The sequence below is a fragment of the Pseudomonas sp. ES1 genome (genome assembly GCF_050586605.1).
GTDB lineage: Bacteria > Pseudomonadota > Gammaproteobacteria > Pseudomonadales > Pseudomonadaceae > Aquipseudomonas > Aquipseudomonas sichuanensis.
Genome location: NZ_JBOBDM010000045.1, coordinates 1 through 20,160 on the forward strand (window position 1 = coordinate 1; position 20,160 = coordinate 20,160).

Annotated in this window: 14 protein-coding genes; 10 read left to right on the forward strand and 4 right to left on the reverse strand. The window is 65.4% G+C overall.

The features are described 5' to 3' along the window. Positions 1–154: 154 nt before the first annotated feature. The 8 genes from ACQ4N9_RS18415 (at position 155) to ACQ4N9_RS18450 (ending at position 13,533) form a co-directional block, all read left to right on the forward strand. On the forward strand, positions 155–1,435 hold the full coding sequence (locus ACQ4N9_RS18415; RefSeq protein WP_258641718.1) for a serine/threonine transporter: 1,281 nt from the start codon (positions 155–157) through the stop codon (positions 1,433–1,435). 171 nt (positions 1,436–1,606) lie between these two features. Further along, on the forward strand, positions 1,607–2,107 hold the full coding sequence (tpx, locus tag ACQ4N9_RS18420) for a thiol peroxidase (protein ID WP_258704382.1): 501 nt from the start codon (positions 1,607–1,609) through the stop codon (positions 2,105–2,107). Between the two features lie 289 nt (positions 2,108–2,396). Further along, positions 2,397–3,689 (forward strand): MdtA/MuxA family multidrug efflux RND transporter periplasmic adaptor subunit, encoded by a 1,293-nt coding sequence (locus tag ACQ4N9_RS18425; protein ID WP_390970895.1) that lies wholly within the window; start codon positions 2,397–2,399, stop codon positions 3,687–3,689. Next, complete coding sequence (locus tag ACQ4N9_RS18430) at positions 3,686–6,784, forward strand: MdtB/MuxB family multidrug efflux RND transporter permease subunit (RefSeq protein WP_390970897.1); 3,099 nt, start codon at positions 3,686–3,688, stop codon at positions 6,782–6,784. The genes ACQ4N9_RS18425 and ACQ4N9_RS18430 overlap by 4 nt, the downstream gene beginning before the upstream one ends. Further along, on the forward strand, positions 6,781–9,891 hold the full coding sequence (locus ACQ4N9_RS18435) for an efflux RND transporter permease subunit (protein WP_390970899.1): 3,111 nt from the start codon (positions 6,781–6,783) through the stop codon (positions 9,889–9,891). Before ACQ4N9_RS18430 ends, ACQ4N9_RS18435 begins: the two co-directional genes overlap by 4 nt. Continuing rightward, the gene (locus ACQ4N9_RS18440; protein WP_390970901.1) at positions 9,888–11,378 is read left to right on the forward strand and encodes an efflux transporter outer membrane subunit; all 1,491 of its coding nucleotides are present in this window, start codon (positions 9,888–9,890) and stop codon (positions 11,376–11,378) included. The genes ACQ4N9_RS18435 and ACQ4N9_RS18440 overlap by 4 nt, the downstream gene beginning before the upstream one ends. Positions 11,379–11,918: 540 nt before the next feature. After that, a complete protein-coding gene (locus ACQ4N9_RS18445) occupies positions 11,919–12,725 on the forward strand; it encodes a substrate-binding periplasmic protein (RefSeq protein ID WP_390970903.1) in 807 nt (268 codons plus the stop codon). A 124-nt stretch (positions 12,726–12,849) separates the two neighbouring features. After that, complete coding sequence (locus tag ACQ4N9_RS18450; RefSeq protein WP_390970905.1) at positions 12,850–13,533, forward strand: alpha/beta hydrolase; 684 nt, start codon at positions 12,850–12,852, stop codon at positions 13,531–13,533. A gap of 4 nt (positions 13,534–13,537) precedes the next feature. On the opposite strand, the gene ACQ4N9_RS18455 is transcribed toward ACQ4N9_RS18450, so the two are convergent. Continuing rightward, the gene (locus ACQ4N9_RS18455) at positions 13,538–13,825 is read right to left on the reverse strand and encodes a hypothetical protein (protein WP_125464231.1); all 288 of its coding nucleotides are present in this window, start codon (positions 13,823–13,825) and stop codon (positions 13,538–13,540) included. Between the two features lie 324 nt (positions 13,826–14,149). Here ACQ4N9_RS18455 and ACQ4N9_RS18460 point away from each other — a divergent pair, with 324 nt between their 5' ends. Further along, entirely contained in the window at positions 14,150–16,228 is a 2,079-nt protein-coding gene (locus tag ACQ4N9_RS18460; RefSeq protein ID WP_390970907.1) for a putative bifunctional diguanylate cyclase/phosphodiesterase, read from the forward strand. Here the strand turns inward: ACQ4N9_RS18460 and ACQ4N9_RS18465 are convergent. Next, entirely contained in the window at positions 16,225–16,488 is a 264-nt protein-coding gene (locus ACQ4N9_RS18465; RefSeq protein WP_110994451.1) for a DUF1652 domain-containing protein, read from the reverse strand. The genes ACQ4N9_RS18460 and ACQ4N9_RS18465 overlap by 4 nt on opposite strands. 298 nt (positions 16,489–16,786) lie before the next feature. On the opposite strand from ACQ4N9_RS18465, the gene ACQ4N9_RS18470 reads away from it, so the two are divergent. Further along, entirely contained in the window at positions 16,787–18,016 is a 1,230-nt protein-coding gene (locus tag ACQ4N9_RS18470; RefSeq protein ID WP_390970909.1) for a pyridoxal phosphate-dependent aminotransferase, read from the forward strand. On the opposite strand, the gene ACQ4N9_RS18475 is transcribed toward ACQ4N9_RS18470, so the two are convergent. Further along, positions 17,942–18,589 (reverse strand): DUF1345 domain-containing protein, encoded by a 648-nt coding sequence (locus ACQ4N9_RS18475; RefSeq protein ID WP_390970911.1) that lies wholly within the window; start codon positions 18,587–18,589, stop codon positions 17,942–17,944. The two genes, ACQ4N9_RS18470 and ACQ4N9_RS18475, sit on opposite strands and share 75 nt — an antisense overlap. A 181-nt stretch (positions 18,590–18,770) precedes the next feature. After that, positions 18,771–19,952, reverse strand: coding sequence for an NnrS family protein (locus ACQ4N9_RS18480; protein WP_390970913.1), 1,182 nt, complete (start codon positions 19,950–19,952; stop codon positions 18,771–18,773). Positions 19,953–20,160 lie beyond the last annotated feature (208 nt).

Below are 20,160 nucleotides of genomic sequence, written 5' to 3' on the forward strand. Positions count from 1 at the left end.
TGTACAGACAAGTGCAACCGTCCCTCGGACGGGGCTTCCCCAAGTGCAACCTTTGCATGCACAATCGCGCCCCTCTTCCCCGGTTGAGTTGGGCGAAACGTCTATTTCGCCATTCTCAGCCTGTTGCAGTCTTGCGAGTGGAGCTTCACCCGGAATGAATGAGCAGGCCCCAAGCGTTGAACAACGCTTTGCAGAATCGACCCCCGCCACCCTCGGCAGCTGGTCGCGTCACGACACCACCTGGATGCTGGGCCTGTTCGGCACAGCCATCGGCGCCGGAACCCTGTTCTTGCCGATCAACGCCGGCCTCGGCGGCTTCTGGCCGCTGCTGATCCTCGCGGCGCTGGCGTTCCCCATGACTTACTTCGCCCACCGCGGCCTGACCCGTTTCGTGCTGTCCGGGCGTAGCGGCGGCGACATCACCCAGGTCGTGGAAGAGCACTTCGGCATCAAGGCCGGTGCGCTGATCACCGTGCTGTACTTCTTCGCCATCTTCCCGATCCTGCTGATCTACAGCGTGGCCCTGACCAACACCGTCAGCAGCTTCATGGAGCACCAGTTGCACATCGCGCCGCCGCCGCGGGCGATCCTGTCGTTTGTGCTGATCCTCGGCCTGCTGGCGATCGTGCGTTGCGGTGAACAGGCCACGGTCAAGGTCATGAGCCTGCTGGTCTACCCGTTCATCGTCGCCCTGGCGCTGCTGGCCCTGTACCTGGTGCCGCACTGGACCGGCGGCATCCTCGACACCGCGTCGCAAGTGCCGTCGGGCTCTGCCTTCCTGCACACCGTGTGGCTGGCCATTCCGGTGATGGTGTTCTCGTTCAACCACTCGCCGATCATCTCGGCCTTCGCCGTCGACCAGAAGCGCCGCTACGGTGATCATGCCGACGAGCGCAGCGGCCAGATCCTGCGCCGCGCCCACCTGCTGATGGTGCTGATGGTGCTGTTCTTCGTGTTCAGCTGCGTGCTGACCCTGAGCAGCGCCCAGCTGGCCGAAGCCAAGGCGCAGAACCTGTCGATCCTGTCGTACCTGGCCAACCACTTCGACCAGCCGACCATCGCCTTTGCCGCGCCGCTGATCGCGTTCATCGCCATCGCCAAGTCGTTCCTGGGCCACTACATCGGTGCCAGCGAAGGCCTCAAGGGCATGATCGTCAAGACCGGCCTGCGCCCGGGCGCCAAGGCCCTGGACCGCATGGTCGCCGCACTGATGCTGGTGGTGTGCTGGATCGTCGCCACCCTCAACCCGAGCATCCTCGGCATGATCGAGTCCCTCGGTGGCCCGATCATCGCCGTGCTGCTGTTCCTGATGCCGATGTACGCCATCCGTCGCGTGCCGTCGATGCGCAAGTACAGCGGCGCGCTGTCGAACCTGTTCGTGGTTGTCATCGGCCTGGTGGCCCTGACCTCGGTGGTGTATGGCCTGATGGGCTGATTCGACCGCCTGCAACAGAAGTGTCCGGGTTGGTTGTCGCCACTCGGGCATTTTTTTGTCCACAAGAATTGTCTGGCAATAGAACAATTTCATGTTTGCTTATAGGCACTTGCGCAGCTTCATGCTTAACTCGGGGTCTTTTACCAACCCCGTACTAAGGATGATTTCCCCATGGCTCAAGTGACTCTCAAAGGCGGCCCGGTTCAGGTCAGCGGTAATCTGCCGCAAGTCGGCGCCCAGGCGCCTGCCTTCTCGCTGGTTGCCGGCAACCTGGCTGACACCTCGCTGAAAGACTTCGCCGGCAAGCGCAAGGTGCTGAATATCTTCCCAAGCGTCGACACCCCGACCTGCGCCACCTCGGTGCGCAAGTTCAACGCCCAGGCCAACGACGTGGCCAACACCGTGGTGCTGTGCATCTCCGCCGACCTGCCATTCGCCCAGGCACGCTTCTGCGGCGCCGAAGGCCTGGAGAACGTGAAGAACCTGTCGACCCTGCGTGGCCGCGAGTTCCTGGAAAACTACGGCGTGGCCATCGCCGACGGCCCGCTGGCCGGCCTGGCCGCCCGCGCCGTGGTGGTGCTGGATGAAAACGACAAGGTGCTGCACAGCGAGTTGGTGGGCGAGATCGCCGACGAGCCGAACTACGAGGCGGCGCTGGCTGTTCTGAAGTAAGTGTTGTTGGGGCTGCTGCGCAGCCCATCGCCGGCAAGCCGGCTCCCACAGGCGATCACCTAACCCTGTGGGAGCCGGCTTGCCGGCGAAAGGGCCGCAAAGCGGCCCCTGCGGGTTACACCCGGTAACGGCCTGGACAACGTTCCAGGCCGTTTTCATTTAAAGTGCACCCCCTGACCAACGTCAGCCGAAGGTAAAGCACCGGTAAAGCTCCTTTGCTAATCCGATGCCAGTGCTTATCGTTCACGCTCTTCCCGCCGTCTTTCTCTGAACAAGGTTCGTTCGTCCCATGCAAGTGTCCAATTCCCGTTCCCCCCGTCGCTGGCTGTTCGGCCTGCTGATCCTGCTGCTGGTGGCCCTGCTGGCCTGGTGGCTGTGGCCTGCAGCGCCGGTCCACACGGAAGCGACTGGCGGTGGCCGGCCGGGCAAAGGCATGGGCATGGGCGGGCGCCCGGGCTTCGGCGGCTCGAGCGACCCGGTGCCGGTGCGCGTGGAGCCGGTGCGCGTCGGCGACTTCCCGCTGTACTACAAGGCCCTGGGTACCGTCACCGCGACCAACACCGTCAACGTGCGCAGCCGGGTGGCCGGCGAGCTGGTCAAGATCCACTTCCAGGAAGGCCAGCAGGTCAAGGCCGGCGACCTGCTCGCCGAGATCGACCCGCGCCCGTACCGCATTGCCCTGCAGCAGGCCGAAGGCACCCTGGCGCAGAACCAGGCGCAACTGAAGAACGCCCAGGTCGACCTGGCCCGCTATAAAGGCCTGTACGCCGAAGACAGCATCGCCAAGCAGACCCTCGACACTGCCGAAGCCCAGGTGGCGCAGTTCCAGGGGCTGGTCAAGACCAACCAGGCCGCTGTCAACGATGCCCGCCTGAACCTCGATTTCACCCAGATCCGGGCACCGATCAACGGCCGCCTGGGCCTGCGCCAACTGGACCTGGGCAACCTGGTCGCCGCCAACGACACCACCGCGCTGGTGGTGATCACCCAGACCGAGCCGATCAACGTCGCCTTCACCCTGCCGGAAACCGAACTGGACACCGTGCTGGCCCGCTACCGCAGCGGTGCCAGCCTGCCGGTCGAAGCCTGGGACCGTGGCGATCGCAAGCTCCAGGCCAGCGGCGTGCTGGGCAGCCTCGACAACCAGATCGACACCACCACCGGCACCCTGAAGTTCAAGGGCACGTTCCCGAACAAGGACCACGCGCTGTTCCCCAACCAGTTCGTCAACGTGCGCCTGCTGGCCGACACCCTCAAGCAGGTGGTGCTGGCCCCGGCCGCGGCGATCCAGTTCGGCAACGACGGCACCTTCGCCTACGTGGTCAACCAGGACAGCAAGGTCAACATCCGCAAGCTCAAGGTAGGGGCCAGCGATGGCCAGCACAGCGTGATCCTCGAAGGCCTGTCCGCCGGCGATCGCCTGGTACTGGAAGGTACCGACCGCCTGCGCGAAGGCACCAAGGTCGATGTGGTCGAAGACAGCTCGCAAGTGCCCACCACCCCCGGCCAGCACCTGCAGGGCCAGGACGCCAAGGGCGCCGCACAGACCACCGGTAAATCGAGCTCCAAGGCGGGCGCATGAACCTTTCCCGCCTGTTCATCCTGCGGCCGGTCGCCACCACGCTGAGCATGCTGGCCATCGTCCTGGCCGGCCTGATCGCCTACAAGATGCTGCCGGTGGCGGCCTTGCCCCAGGTCGACTACCCGACCATCCGGGTCATGACCCTGTACCCCGGCGCCAGCCCGCAGGTGATGACCAGTGCCGTCACCGCGCCGCTGGAGCGCCAGTTCGGGCAGATGCCGGGCCTGGAACAGATGGCCTCGACCAGCTCCGGTGGCGCTTCGGTCCTCACCCTGCGCTTCAACCTCGACATGAACATGGACGTTGCCGAGCAACAGGTGCAGGCCGCGATCAACGCCGCCAGCAACCTGCTGCCCAGCGACCTGCCGGCACCGCCGGTGTACAACAAGGTCAACCCGGCCGACACCCCGGTGCTGACCCTGGCGATCTCCTCGAAAACCATGCCGTTGCCCAAGCTCAACGACCTGGTCGACACCCGCGTGGCGCAGAAGATCGCCCAGATCAGCGGCGTGGGCATGGTCAGCATCGCTGGCGGCCAGCGCCAGGCCGTGCGGATCAAGGTCAACGTCGATGCCCTGGCCGCCAACGGCCTGAACCTGGATGACGTGCGCACCTTGATCGGCGCTTCCAACGTCAACCAGCCCAAGGGCAACTTCGACGGCCCCACCCGGGTGTCGATGCTCGACGCCAACGACCAGCTGCGCTCGCCCGAGGAATACGCCAACCTCATCCTCAAGTACGCCAACGGTGCGCCGCTGCGCCTCAAGGACGTCGCCGAGATCGTCGATGGCGCCGAAAACGAACGCCTGGCCGCCTGGGCCAACCAGAACGAGGCGGTGCTGCTGAATATCCAGCGCCAGCCCGGCGCCAACGTCATCGAAGTGGTCGACCGGATCAAGGAGCTGCTGCCGTCGATCACCGACAACCTGCCCGCCGGCCTCGACGTCATGGTGCTCACCGATCGCACCCAGACCATCCGCGCCGCCGTGCGCGACGTGCAGCACGAGCTGCTGTTCGCCATCGCCCTGGTGGTGATGGTCACGTTCCTGTTCCTGCGCCGGGTCAGCGCCACGATTATTCCGTCCATCGCAGTGCCGCTGTCGCTGATCGGCACCTTCGGGGTGATGTACCTGGCCGGGTTCTCGGTCAACAACCTCACGCTGATGGCCCTGACCATCGCCACCGGTTTCGTGGTGGACGATGCCATCGTCATGCTGGAAAACATCTCCCGGCATATCGAAGAGGGCGAGACCCCCTTCCAGGCTGCGCTCAAGGGCGCCAAACAGATCGGCTTCACCCTGATCTCGCTGACGTTTTCCTTGATTGCGGTATTGATCCCCCTGCTGTTCATGGCCGATGTGGTCGGGCGATTGTTCCGCGAGTTCGCCATCACCCTGGCGGTGGCGATCCTGATTTCCCTGGTGGTATCGCTGACCCTGACGCCGATGATGTGCGCGCGCCTGCTCAAGCGCGAACCCAAGGAAGAAGAGCAGGGCCGCTTCTACCGTGCCAGCGGCGCCTGGATCGACTGGCTGATCAAGCACTACGGCAGCGCCCTGACCTGGGTGCTCAAGCATCAGCCACTGACGCTGCTGGTGGCGGTGGCCACCCTTGCGCTGACCGTGGTGCTGTACCTGGCGGTGCCCAAGGGCTTCTTCCCGGCCCAGGACACCGGCGTGATCCAGGGCATCTCCGAAGCCCCGCAATCCACCTCGTTTGCCGCCATGAGCGAGCGCCAGCAGGCACTGGCCGGCGTGATCCTCAAGGACCCGGCGGTGCAGAGCCTGTCCTCGTATATCGGCGTGGACGGCGATAATGCCACCCTCAACAGCGGCCGTCTGCTGATCAACCTCAAACCCCACGGCGAGCGCGACGTCACCGCCAGTCAGGTGATCAACCGTCTGCAGCCACAGCTCGACCGGCTGGTGGGGATCCGCCTGTTCATGCAGCCGGTGCAGGACTTGAGCATCGAGGACCGGGTCAGCCGCACCCAGTACCAGTTCAGCCTCAGTTCGCCCGACGCCGAGCTGCTCGCGCAGTGGAGCGGCAAGCTGGTGCAGGCCCTGCAGCAGCGCCCCGAATTGCAGGACGTGGCCAGCGACCTGCAGGACAAGGGCCTGCAGGTGTACCTGGTGATCGACCGTGACATGGCCAGCCGCCTGGGCATCAGCGTGTCGCAGATCACCAACGCCCTGTATGACGCCTTCGGCCAGCGGCAGATCTCGACCATCTACACCCAGGCCAGCCAGTACCGCGTGGTGCTGCAGTCGCAGACCGCGGCCAGCCTTGGCCCGCAGGCCCTGGAGTCGGTCCACGTCAAGGCCGCCGACGGCGGCCAGGTGCGCCTGTCGGCGCTGGCGCGCATCGAACAGCGCCAGGCCCAGCTGGCCATCTCGCACATCGGCCAGTTCCCGGCGGTGATGATGTCGTTCAACCTCGGCCATGGCGCGTCCCTGGGCGAGGCGGTGCAGGTGATCGAACAGGTGCAACAAGAGATCGGCATGCCGATCGGCGTGCAGACCCGCTTCCAGGGTGCCGCCGAGGCGTTCCAGGCTTCGTTGTCGAGCACCTTGCTGTTGATCCTGGCCGCGGTGGTGACCATGTACATCGTGCTGGGGGTGCTCTATGAGAGCTATATCCACCCGGTGACCATCCTCTCCACGCTGCCCTCGGCGGCGGTGGGCGCCTTGCTGGCATTGTTGCTCAGCGGCAATGACCTGGGGATGATCGCGATCATCGGCATCATCCTGTTGATCGGCATCGTCAAGAAGAACGCGATCATGATGATCGACTTCGCCCTGGAGGCCGAGCGCCACCAGGGCATGAGCCCGCGCGATGCGATCTACCAGGCGGCGTTGCTGCGTTTCCGGCCGATCCTGATGACCACCCTGGCGGCGCTGTTCGGCGCCGTGCCCTTGATGCTCGCCACCGGTTCCGGTGCCGAACTGCGCCAGCCGCTGGGCCTGGTGATGGTCGGCGGGCTGCTGGTGAGCCAGGTGCTGACCCTGTTCACCACCCCGGTCATCTACCTGTACTTCGACCGCCTGGCCCGCCGTTGGCGCCCAGCGGCTGACGCACAGCAGGCCGACGCATGAACCTGTCCGGTCCTTTCATCCGCAGGCCGGTGGCGACCATGCTGCTGAGCCTGGCGATCATGCTGCTGGGTGGGGTGAGCTTCGGCCTGTTGCCGGTATCGCCGCTGCCGCAGATGGACTTCCCGGTGATCGTGGTCCAGGCCAGCCTGCCCGGGGCAAGCCCCGAGGTCATGGCATCCACCGTAGCCACGCCGCTGGAGCGCAAGCTCGGTGCGATTGCCGGTGTCACCACCCTGACCAGCAGCTCCAACCAGGGCTCGACGCGGGTGATCATCGGCTTCGACCTGGGCCGTGACATCGACGGCGCCGCGCGTGAAGTGCAGGCGGCGATCAACGCCACCCGCAACCTGTTGCCCAGTGGCATGCGCAGCATGCCCACGTACAAGAAGATCAACCCTTCGCAAGCGCCGATCATGGTGCTGTCGCTGACCTCCTCAGTGCTGTCCAAAGGGCAGTTGTACGACCTGGCCGACACCATCCTGTCCCAGAGCCTGTCCCAGGTCAGCGGGGTAGGGGAGGTGCAGATCGGCGGCAGTTCGCTGCCCGCCGTGCGCATCGAGCTGGAGCCACAACTGCTCAACCAGTACAACCTGGCCCTGGACGATGTGCGCACCGCCGTGGCCAACGCCAACCAGCGCCGGCCCATGGGTTTTGTCGAGGACCAGGAACGCAACTGGCAGGTGCGCGCCAACGATCAGTTGGAGAAAGCCGAAGACTACAAACCGATCGTGATCCGCCAGCAGAACGGCGCGATCCTGCGCCTGTCCGACGTGGCCAAGGTCACCGATGGCGTGGAGAACCGCTACAACAGCGGCTTCTTCAACGACGAGAGCGCGGTGCTGCTGGTGGTCAACCGCCAGTCCGGCGCCAACATCATCCAGACCGTCGAGCAGATCAAGGCCGAGCTGCCGGCCCTGCAGTCGCTGCTGCCGGCCAGCGTCAAGCTGGACGTGGCCATGGACCGCTCGCCGGTGATCAAGGCCACCCTCAAGGAGGCCGAGCACACCCTGCTGATCGCCGTGGCGCTGGTGATACTGGTGGTGTACCTGTTCCTCGGCAACTTCCGCGCTTCGCTGATTCCAAGCCTGGCCGTGCCGGTGTCGCTGGTGGGCACCTTTGCGGTGATGTACCTGTGCGGCTTCTCGCTGAACAACCTGTCGCTGATGGCGCTGATCCTGGCCACCGGCCTGGTGGTGGACGATGCCATCGTGGTGCTGGAGAACATCTCCCGGCATATCGAGAACGGCGAGAACCCCATGCGCGCCGCCTACAAGGGTGCGCAGGAAGTCGGCTTCACCCTGCTGTCGATGAACGTCTCGCTGGTGGCGGTGTTCGTCTCGATCCTGTTCATGGGCGGCATCGTGCGCGGCTTGTTCAAGGAGTTCTCGATTACCCTGGCGGCGGCGATCATCGTCTCGTTGGTGGTGTCGCTCACGCTGACGCCGATGCTCTGTTCGCGCTGGTTGAAGGTGCATGGCCCGCAGCAGCAGACCCGCCTGCAGCGCTTGAGCGACAGCATCCACCAGCGCATGGTCGCCGGTTACGATCGCAGCCTGGGCTGGGCGCTGCGCCACAAGCGCCTGACGCTGTTCAGCCTGCTGGCTACCATCGGCCTCAACGTCGCGTTGTATGTGGTGGTGCCCAAGACGCTGATGCCGCAGCAGGACACCGGCCAGCTGCAGGGCTTCGTACGTGGCGACGACGGCCTGTCGTTCAGCGTGATGCAGCCGAAGATGGAGATCTACCGCCGGGCGCTGCTCAAGGACCCGGCCGTGGAGAGCGTCGCCGGCTTCATCGGCGGCAACAGCGGCACCAACAACGCCTTCATGCTGGTGCGGCTCAAGCCCATCGCCCAGCGCAAGGAGAACGCGCAAAAGGTCATCGAGCGCCTGCGCAAGGAAATGCCCAAGGTACCCGGCGGCCGGTTGTACCTGATGGCCGACCAGGACTTGCAACTGGGCGGCGGCGGCCGCGACCAGAGTACTTCGCAGTACCTCTACACCCTGCAGAGCGGCGACCTGGCCGCCTTGCGCGAGTGGTTCCCGAAGGTGGCCGCCGAGCTGCGCAAGCTGCCCGAACTGACCGCCATCGATGCCCGCGACGGCGCCGGCACCCAGCAAGTGACCCTGGTGGTGGACCGTGACCAGGCCAAGCGCCTGGGCATCGACATGAACATGGTCACCTCGGTGCTCAACAACGCCTACAGCCAGCGGCAGATCTCGACCATCTACGACAGCCTGAACCAGTACCAGGTGGTGCTGGAGATCAACCCCAAATACGCCTGGGACCCGAGCACCCTGGAACAGGTGCAGGTAATCACCGCCGACGGTGCTCGTGTGCCGCTGTCCAGCTTTGCCCGCTACGAGAACAGCCTGGCCAACGACCGCGTCAGCCACGAAGACCAGTTCGCCTCCGAAGACATCTCGTTCGATGTGGCCGAAGGCTACAGCACTGACCAGGCCCTGGCTGCGCTGGAGCGTGCGGTGGCCAGGCTGGGTTTGCCGGAATCGGTGATCGCCAAGCTGGGCGGTACTGCCGATGCTTTCAGCAAGACCACCGAAGGCCAGCCGCTGATGATCCTTGGCGCCCTGGTGCTGGTGTACCTGGTGCTGGGTATCCTCTACGAGAGCTACATCCACCCGCTGACCATTCTGTCCACGCTGCCTTCGGCCGGCGTCGGCGGGTTGCTCGCGCTGTACCTGACCGGCGGCGAGTTCAGCCTGATCTCGCTGCTGGGGCTGTTCCTGCTGATCGGCGTGGTGAAGAAGAACGCCATCCTGATGATCGACCTGGCCCTGCAACTGGAGCGCAACGACGGCCTGTCGCCCGAAGAGTCGATCCGCCGCGCCTGCCTGCTGCGCCTTAGGCCGATCCTGATGACCACCCTGGCCGCCATCCTCGGCGCGCTGCCGCTGTTGCTCAGCCAGGCCGAAGGCGCCGAAATGCGCCAACCGCTGGGCCTGACCATCATCGGCGGCCTGGTCTTCAGCCAGATGCTCACCCTGTACACGACGCCTGTGGTCTACCTCTACTTCGACCGCCTGCGCCACCGTTTCAATCGTTGGCGCGGCGTGCGCACCGACGCTGCCCTGGATACTCCGCTATGAACTTTGCCCATACCCGCCTGCACCGTGCCCTCATGCGCCTGACCCAGGGGCGCGGCTCGCGCCTGGTTGGCGCCGGGCTGTGCGTGGCGATGCTCAGTGCCTGTACCCTGAGCCCCGACTACCACCGCCCAGCGTTGAGCACACCGGCGCAGTTCAAGCAGGCCGAAGGCTGGACCCAGGCCAAGCCGTCCGACGCCATCGCTCGCGGCGCCTGGTGGGAGATCTACGGCGATGCGCAGCTCAATACGCTGGTCGAGGAACTGAACCGCAGCAACCAGACCGTTGCGCAATCCGCGGCCCAATACCGCCAGGCCCAGGCTCTGGTGCGCAGCAGCCGCGCGTCGCTGTTCCCCTCGCTGGACCTGTCCGTGGGCAAGAACCGCTCGGCCCAGGGCACTGGCAGCTCCAGCTCCAGCCTGTCGAACAACAGCAGCGGTATCCGCGACACCTACAACGCCCAGCTTGGTGTCAGCTGGGAGATCGACCTGTGGGGCAAGTTGCGCGAAACCCTGAATGCCAACGAGGCCAGCGCCCAGGCCAGCCTCGCCGACCTGGCCGCGATCCGCCTCAGCCAGCAGTCGGAGCTGGTGCAGAACTACCTGCAGTTGCGGGTGATCGATGCGCAGAAACGCCTGCTCGAAGCTACCGTCGCCGCTTATGAGCGTTCATTGAAGATGAACGAAAACCAGTACCGCGCCGGCGTGGCCGGGCCGGACGCCGTGGCCCAGGCCCGCACCCAGCTCAAGAGCACCCAGGCCGACCTGATCGACCTGGCCTGGCAGCGGGCGCAGTACGAGAACGCCATCGCGGTGCTGATGGGCAAGGCGCCGGCCGACTTTGCCCTGGCAGCGACCGAGGAAATTCCGGCATTGCCCGATATTCCGGTGGCGCTGCCGTCGCAGTTGCTGGAGCGCCGCCCGGACATCGCTTCGGCCGAACGCAAGGTCATGGCTGCCAACTCGAACATCGGCGTGTCCCGCGCGGCCTACTTCCCCGACCTGTCGCTGAGCATGAACGGCGGGTATTCCAGCAGCAGCTTCAACAACTGGATCGAGTTGCCCAACCGCTACTGGTCCGTGGGGCCGCAGTTGGCGTTGACGCTGTTTGATGCCGGCAAGCGCAGCGCCGAGGTGGACCGCACCGTGGCCGTCTATGACCAGACCGTGGCCCAGTACCGGCAGACCGTGCTGGATGGGTTCAAGGAGGTCGAGAATTACCTGGTACAGCTCAAGGTGTACGGCGACGAGGCCGTGGTGCGCCAGGAAGCACTGGATGCGGCGCGCGAGTCGCTGCGCCTGACCGAGAACCAGTACAAGGCCGGGTTGATCGGCTACCTGGATGTGGTGAGCGTGCAGACTACGGCGCTGAGCAACGAGCGTAGCGTGCTGACGCTGCTGCAGGGGCGGTTGTTGGCGAGTGTGCAGTTGATTGCGGCGTTGGGTGGGGGCTGGGATGAGCAGCAGGCGCTGGCGGACCAAGGGGACTGAGCTGATCGCAGTAAAGGGACTGCTTCCTGGTGCATGACGGGCGAGCGGCAGCGACTTCGAGATCGAGCGCCGCCCGCGCGGCGCATCGCTGGCAAGCCAGCTCCCACATCTGTTTCGGGCCAGTCACTCCTGTAAGCTCATCACTGTACGCCTTGTTGGCCCGACTCGATTTTTAGGTGCGCACTGATGACGCTGCGCCAGACTCAAGACATGCGCCAAGGCGCGCAGCGGTACCTCCACAGGAATAATTGGCCCGAAACAGATGTGGGAGCTGGCTTGCCAGCGATGCGCCGCGCGGGCGGCGCTCGATCTCATAGGCGCCAAACCTCTAAAGGCGAACACCTCGCAGCCACCCCAGACCCACCAAATCCAGAAACCCCCGCCAATCCAAATGAGTGCGTGGCGATCTGCCATTTCTGGTGCACACTGTATCGGGCCCGTTTTGACTTACTGCCACTGCAGTTTGGGCACTTTGACCAGGTCGGTGCATGGAGCGCCCCAGGCCATTTCTGTCAGGCACGCAGGAGCGAGAGGGTCGCGATGAGCGCACAACGTCGGTACCGGTCGGTGTTATGGCTCGCCTTGGCCTTGCTGCCGACCTTCACGCTTGCACATGAGCCATGCCGGCAACTGACCGCCACCGGCAACCCGGAATACCCACCTTACCTCTGGCGCGACCCACATAACCCCCAGCAATTGATCGGTGCCAATGCCGACCTGCTCAAGCACCTGGCCAACGAACTCGGGCTGGCGGTGCAGATCCTCTACACCGGCCCCTGGTCGCGGGCCCAGGAAGAGCTGAACACCGGGCGTATCGACCTGATGGCCGGCTACTTTCGTACCCAAGCCCGGGAGCAGTGGGTCGATTTCGTCAGCCCGCCGTTCCTGTTCAACTCCAGTGTGGTCTGGGTTCGCAAGGGCGAAGGCTTTGCCTATAGCGACTGGTCCGACCTGAAGGGGCGGCGCGGTGGGACCTTGGTCAACAACAGCCATGGCCAGGCCTTCGACGACTATGCCCGCGCGCAACTCAGCCTCGAAGCGGTGCCCAGCGCCACCCAGGCCTTCGAAAAGCTGCTGCGCAAACGCAATGACTACGTGATTTTCGAACGCTATCCGGGCCTGGCCCTGGCCCGTACGCTGGACCAGGAGCAGCAGTTGGAGGTACTGGAGCCGCCGATCTCCAGCGAAGGGCTGTACCTGGCGCTGTCGCACAAGTCCCCTTGCAACACGCCCGAACTGCGTGAGCAACTGGCGCTCAAGCTCAAAGCGCTGGTCGCAGGGCCGCTTCCAGAGCAACTGATGACCGAGAACCTGGAGCGCTGGAAACGTCAGCAAGCAGGGGAATGAAGCAGCGCTTTGGTCATGAGCAGGGTTGGCGCCTGCCACCTTTCATCTAAAGGGTGGCTGGCGGTCGCCTATGCTGTTTCAGCGATATCCAAGTCCCTCGATCACCCAGCGAAGAGGCAAGCCCATGAGCACTAGGCCTACAGTTGTTCTCGTCCACGGTTTCTGGGGCGGCGCCGCCCATTGGGGCAGGGTGATCGTCGAACTGTCACGCAGAGGGATCAGTGAGGTGCGGGCAGTGGAGCTGCCGTTGACCTCCCTGGCCGATGACGCCGAGCGCACGCGCAAGATGGTTGCGCAGGTACAGGGGCCGGTGCTGCTGGTGGGGCATTCCTACGGCGGGGCGGTGATTACCGAGGCGGGTAATGCGGCAAACGTGATGGGGTTGGTCTATATCGCCGCCTTCGCACCCGATGCTGGTGAGAGCCCCGGCGGCCTGACGCAACAGCACCTGCCGGTAGCGGCGCCGAACCTTGCGCCGGACAGCGACGGCTACCTGTGGATCAAGGCCGACAAGTTCCACGAGAGCTTTTGCCAGGACCTGCCGGCTGACGATGCCCTGGTGATGGCGGTGACGCAAAAGGCGCCGCTGGCCAGTACCTTTGGCGACAACATCAGCGATCCGGCGTGGCGGCACAAGCCCTCGTGGTACCAGATCTCCAGCCAGGATCACATGATCGCACCGGCCAACCAGCAGATGATGTCGGCGCGGCTGAATGCGCGCAAAGTCATCACCCTGGACGCCAGCCATGCCTCGCTGGCGTCCCACGCACGGGAGGTTGCCGCACTGATCGAGGAAGCGCTCGGTTAGCCGTTCAGCTCTTGCACTTGGCCAGCACTACCTGGCAGGTCTTCGGTGCACCGCCCGAGCGGCCGGCATAGCGCATGCAGCTGTCCAACGACTTGCGGCTCGCCGTGGCCAGGGTCGGGCCGAACGCCAGGCCGCCTTCGCCGCTGCTGGGCATGGCCTTGGCGTAACAGTTGGAGCCTTGGGCGGCGTAGCGGGTACTGGCATGTTTGCTCGAGCAGCCGGCTGTGAGCGCCAGGCTCAGGGCGAGCAGAGGGAGGGCGAGCAAGGGCATGGGCCCGGACCGGGTGGCCATTGTGAGCTCCTGAAACAGTGGTAGAAGGTTGTGCCAGCTTGTACAGATTAGCTGGAGTCGCTTCGCTTGGCGCGTGAGGGTGCCCGACCAACGCCGCCAAGTGCAAGCCCAGCAATGGCGGATGGCGTTGGCAGTGGTGCAACAGACGACAAGTGGCAATCTGCCGGTATCTGCTCATCCAAAGGCTCTAACGCAGCTATTACGCCGTTTCATGGGAGTCATTGGATCCATTCTCGTTCGCGAAAACCCCGTGCGTTTCGTCAAAGCTTGAGTACAATCATCGGCTTTTCCGGGCTCCCCTTCGCCCCGCTCCTGGAAGTGCAAATGCTGATCGGTAGTTACTCCTCCTCGCTGGTGTTGATCTCGCTGTGCGTGGCCATTCTTGCCTCTTATACGGCCCTCGACCTGACCGGGCGCATCGCCACGGCCAAAGGGCGCGCGGTGCATTTGTGGATGGGGGGCGGGGCACTGGCCATGGGGATCGGCATCTGGTCGATGCACTTCATCGGCATGCTCGCCTTCAGCCTGCCGATCAGCCTGGGTTATGACACCACGCTGACGGCGCTGTCCCTGCTGATCGCGGTGCTTTCGTCGGGCTTTGCCCTGTGGCTGGTGAGCCAGCCGAAGCTGCCGTGGCTGCAGCTGGGCTTCGGGGCGCTGATCATGGGCACCGGCATCGCCTGCATGCACTACATGGGCATGGCCGCGCTGCGCATGCAGCCTGGGATCGACTATGACCCGACCCTGTTCGGCGCCTCCCTGGCCATAGCGGTAGGCGCATCGGCTGCCGCGCTGTGGATCGCCTTCCGCCTGCGCCAGCACACCCCGTATGTACGGCAGGTGCGTGGTGTGGCAGCGGTGGTGATGGGTATCGCCATCGTCGGCATGCACTACACCGGCATGGCGGCGGCCAACTTCCCCGAGGGCAGTTTCTGCGGCGCGCTGGCCGACGGCCTGGCGGGTGATGGCCTCGATTATCTGGTGCTGATCACCACCCTGGCGGTGCTGGCCGTGGCACTGCTCACCTCGGTGCTGGACGCGCGCCTGGAAGCGCGCACGGCGGAGCTGGCGCGTTCGCTGACGCTGGCCAACCAGGAACTGACCCAACTGGCCCTGCATGACACCCTCACCGGGCTGCCCAACCGCACACTGCTGGCCGACCGCATCGAGCAGGCCATGGGCCGGGTGGCGGAGCAGGGCGGCTGCTTCGCCCTGATGTTCATCGACCTGGACGGTTTCAAACCGGTCAACGATGCCTTTGGCCACCATATCGGCGACCTGCTGCTCAAGGCGGTGGCGGCGCGCTTGCGCGGCCACCTGCACAGCCAGGACACCCTGGCGCGTATCGGCGGTGACGAGTTCGTGCTGTTGGTCGAGCTTGGCGAGCCGGACGATGCCGTGAACGTCGCGGCCAAGCAGGTCAACCTGATGGCCAAGCCGTTCCGGGTGGCCGAGCATGACCTGATGCTGTCGGCCAGCCTGGGCATCGTGCTCTACCCGGGCAACGGCCTGGATCAGCATGAGCTGCTGCGCAACGCCGACGCTGCGATGTACCACGCCAAGAGCGCCGGCAAGAACGGCTACAGCTTCTTCGACGCGTCGATGAACAGTAACGCACGCCAGCAGCTGCAATTGCTGCAGGACCTGCGCACGGCGCTGGAGCATGGCCAGTTCCGCCTGCATTACCAGCCCAAGTTCGACGCCGTCGCGCGCCAACCCATCGGCGCCGAGGCACTGCTGCGCTGGGAGCATCCGCAACATGGCCTGATGCTGCCGGACCGCTTCATCGGCCTTGCCGAGAAGACCGGGCTGATCATCCCCATCGGCGAGTGGGTGCTGGGCGAGGCCTGCCGGCAGATGCGCCAATGGCTGGGCGAGGGGCGGGAGGACTGGCGTATCGCGGTCAACCTGTCGGCGATCCAGTTCTGCCATGCCGGGCTGGTCGACAGCGTCGCCCAGGCCCTTGCCGATAACGGCCTGCCGGCCAACCGGCTGACCCTGGAGATCACCGAAACCACCGCCATGCGTGACGCCGATGCCAGCCTGATGGTGCTGCAGCGCCTGTCGGACATGGGTGTGGACCTGTCCATCGATGATTTCGGCACCGGCTATTCCAGCCTGATGTACCTCAAGCGCCTGCCGGCCAACGAGCTGAAGATCGATCGAGGTTTCGTCCGCGACCTGGAGCAGGACAGCGATGATGCGGCGATCGTCTCGGCCATCGTTGCGCTGGGCCAGGCATTGGGGCTGCGGATCGTCGCCGAGGGGGTGGAGACGGACCGTCAGCAGGATTTCCTGACCCGGTTAGGCTGTGACTCGCTGCAGGGTTACCTGCTCGGCCAGCCGGTACCGCCCGAGCAGTTCTTGAACCGGCTGGACGCGCGGCGTGAGACGGTAGGTTAAACCGCGTCGCGTAGCGGGTTGAAGCGCAGGTCGAAGGTCTCCATCTCGGCCTCTACCGCCTCGATGATGCGCTCGACATCGGTGGCGGCCATGATCGCCGCGCATGGGATGCCGGCGATGGCCAGCAGGGTTTCACCGCTGGCGCGGTCGAAAAGACGGGCGACCATGCTGCGTGGCGCATCCATGCTGGCTTCGAAACCCAGAGGATGGAAATGCCAACGCATCACCTGGCAGGCGTTGGGGAACGTCATCTTGTTCATGCCAGCCTCCTTGTTCGTTGCTGAACGGGGTGATGTCGACGCTAGAAGTCAGACGAGCCTTACCTGGCCGTCGGAATCTAACCATAGCAGTCGCCACGGCAACGTTCCGCGCAAAACATGACAAATGTGTTAATGCATGACGGCCGTCACACAGGCCTGTGGGCGACCGGCTGGCGGCCGCCTGCCCGGGCAAACGTTTTCCCGCGGGGGCGGGGGCTGACGCCGGTGCTTGCTCTGCTATGTTTACCGACAGCGCGTTTCGGACCAGCGGCGCTGCCGGGCAGACAGGGAGACAGTCATGCGTTACGCCACGCTCACCCAACGCATCGCCGGCGACGCGGCTGCCGCCTGGGACATCCACTACCAGGCCCAGGCCCGGCGCAAGCAAGGCCGCGAGGTATTTCTGCTGTCGGTGGGCGACCCGGATTTCGACACCCCCGCAGCGGTGGTCGAAGCCGCCGTGAATAGCCTGCGCCGGGGCGACACCCATTACAGCGATGTGCGCGGCAGCCTGGCCCTGCGCGAGGCGATCGTGCGCCAGCGCCGGCTGGCGCTGCACCCGGACCAGGTGGTGGTCACCGCTGGCGCCCAATGCGCCTTGTATGCCACCTTCCAATGCCTGTTCGAGGCTGGTGACGAAGTGATCGTCGCCGAGCCCATGTATGTCACTTATCACGGCGTGCTCGGTGCCTGCGGGGCGCAGGCGGTGCAGGTGGCCGTGCAGCCGGAGCAGGGCTTTCGCCTCGACCCTGAAGCGGTGGCCCGAGCCATCACCCCGCGCACCCGCGGGCTGCTGCTCAACAGCCCGCACAACCCCACCGGTGCGGTGATCCCCCCGGCCGACCTGCGCCGTCTTGCGCAATTGTGCCGCAAGCATGACCTGTGGCTGGTGTGCGACGAGGTCTACCGGGGCCTGCTGTATGAAGGCGAGGCGCCCAGCCCGCTGGGCCTGCCGGGCATGGCCGAGCGCTGCGTGGTGATCGACAGCCTGTCCAAGACCCATGCCATGAGCGGCTGGCGGATTGGCTGGGTGATCGGGCCGCCGGCGCTGGCCGAGCACCTGACCAACCTAGCGATGGCGATGCTGTTCGGCCTGCCGGAGTTCGTGATGCAGGCCGCCTGCGTGGCGCTGCAGCAGCAACTGCCCGAAGTGGCGTGCATGCGCGAGGCTTACCGTCAGCGGCGCGATCGGGTGTGCGCGGTGCTCGAAGGCTGCCCGGGTGTGCAGGCCCACCGGCCGGCCGGGGGCATGTTTGTGATGCTGGACATTCGCGCCACCGGGCTCAGCGCCCAGGCCTTCGCCCAGCGCCTGCTCGACGAGCAAGGCGTGGCGCTGCTGCCGGGGGATGCCTTTGGGCCGAGCGCTGCCGGGCATGTACGCCTGGGCCTGGTGCTGGAAACCGAGGTGCTGGAGCAGGTATGCCGACGGATTGCCGCCTGTGCGCAGCGCCTGCTAGCCGAGCAGGCCAGCGGCGATGTTGATGGTGAAACCGAGGATCGCCGTGTTGAACACGAAGCCTACCAGTGAGTGGGCCAGCACCACCCGGCGCATGGAGCGCCCGCCGACCCCCACGTCCGAGGTCTGCACGGCGACGCTGATGGTGAACGAGAAATAGTGGAAGTCCCAGTAGTCCGGGTTGCGTTCGCCATCGGCGAAGCGCAGCGGTGGTTCGTGGCGGTTGCCGGTGTAGAACAGCCGGGCGTAGTGCAGGCTGAAGATGCAGCCGATCATCAGCCACGAACCGGCGACGGTGAGGCCGGTGTACAGGTAGTGCAGGGCCAGGGCGTTGCCCGCAAGGCCCCGGCTTGAAACCAGTTGCAGGGTCACCGCGGCGAGGCTGGCGATGGCGGCGACGCTCACGGTGACCAGCACCAGGCCGGCGTTTTCGTCCTCGATGCGGGCCACCCTGCGCACCCTGTCGGGCGTGGCCCGCAGGCTGAGCCAGAGGACCATCAGCAGGTACAACCAGACCCCGAGGTTCCAGCCGGCGAGGATGTGCTGCACGGTGTCGTCGGCCGGGATGAGCCAGGCGCCGGCAAGGCCGGCCAAGGTGGCGAGGGTGAGACGGGGGTGGGTGCGGGTCAGGTGGTGGAAGGCCATGCGCTCTCGTTGTTGAAGAAGGATGCCGTTCAACTGTAGCCCAGTCTGCCGCCCTTCGCGGTGGTTCGGCGCCCCCACAGAGGACGCATTTCTTGACCCGTACGCTGTACCTGTGGGAGCGGGCTTGCCCGCGAAGGGCTGCGAAGCAGCCCCAGTCTGGCTTGACCAACCAGCAGCAGGACTAACCCGGCATCCCATCTACACGGGGCCGCATCAGAATCGGCAGGTAGTGCCAAACGAACAGCAGCAACGCCGCGCAGCCGCACACCACCGAAAGCCCGAGCCCCAGTGACGTGAAGGGCGTCACCAGCACCCGTGCAACCGCAGCCAGCTGGATCAGGGCAAACGCCCAGCCGATGCTGCGCGGCACCTGCAAAGGCCGCCCGGTATGCCCCAGGCTGACCCGCGCCATCATCGCCACGATCAGCCCGGTCATCGCCCCCACCGTCAGCGCGTGGGCTGGCAGGCTGGGGTTGAGCGCAACGCCCGTATGCCACAGGGCCAGGCCCAGGCAGGCCGGGATCAGCCAGGCATATGCCAGGTGCAACGACCACAACAGCGGCAGCCGCCACAGGCCACGGTCGTGCCACAGCACCAGGCGCACCGCGTGCAGCACGGCGAGGGCAGCGAACAGCACCGCCATGGCGGGTTGTGGCGTGTCGTTGAGGCCGAGCACGTAACTGATCGGCAGGGCCACGCTGCCCAGCAGGCATGCGCGGTCGAGCCAGGGCCGGGCCGGGGCGGGGCTCATGTTGCCCAGGCCGCGGCGGGTGAAGAACGGGATGACCCGCCCGCCGATCACACTCATCATCGCCGCCACCAGCCACAACCCGGCGAGCACGCCACGCCGTTGCCACGCCTCGTCCTGGTTCAGCCAGCCGAGCAGGGTGAGCCACTGGCAGCTGGCGAGCAGCAGCACCAGCGCCACGATCGGGTAGTTGTTGCGCAAACGCCGCTGGATGATCGGCCGCGCCAGGGCCAGCGCCACCAGCGGCAGGAATGCGCCATGCACGGCTACCAGCAGCGCTGGCGGCAGCGCCAGGAACCAACTGGCGCGACCCAGCAGCCAGAGCAGGAACAGGCCCTGCAGCCAGCGCCCGCTGAGGCCGGGCAGGCCGCTCCAGTTCTGCACTGCCGTGAGCAGGAAGCCGGCGACGATCGCCACGGCAAAGCCGAACAGCATTTCGTGTCGGTGCCAGGCGAACATGCCACCAGGGGCTGTGGTGTGCAGGGCGCCGCTGAGCACGCCGGCCCATAGCAACAGGGCGAGCAGGGCGAACAGGCTGCCGCCGAGGAAGAATGGTCGAAAAGCCAGGGCCCAGAGGGCCTGGCGCGGACGGGCGGCAATCGGCTGGACAAGCATGGCGGGACCCTTGGTTCGATCACAGAGGATGAATGGGGTAACATCACGAACCGTGCCAGCGCTCAAACCCTTGAATATCAAGGTGATGGCACATCGCTGGGTCATATTGACCAGATTATTTTGTTGTCGTTTTGACATCTTCATGCGTCATTACGACTCGCTTTACGCTTTGCTTCACCATGAGCAAGGCTTCGCTACAGGATCCCCG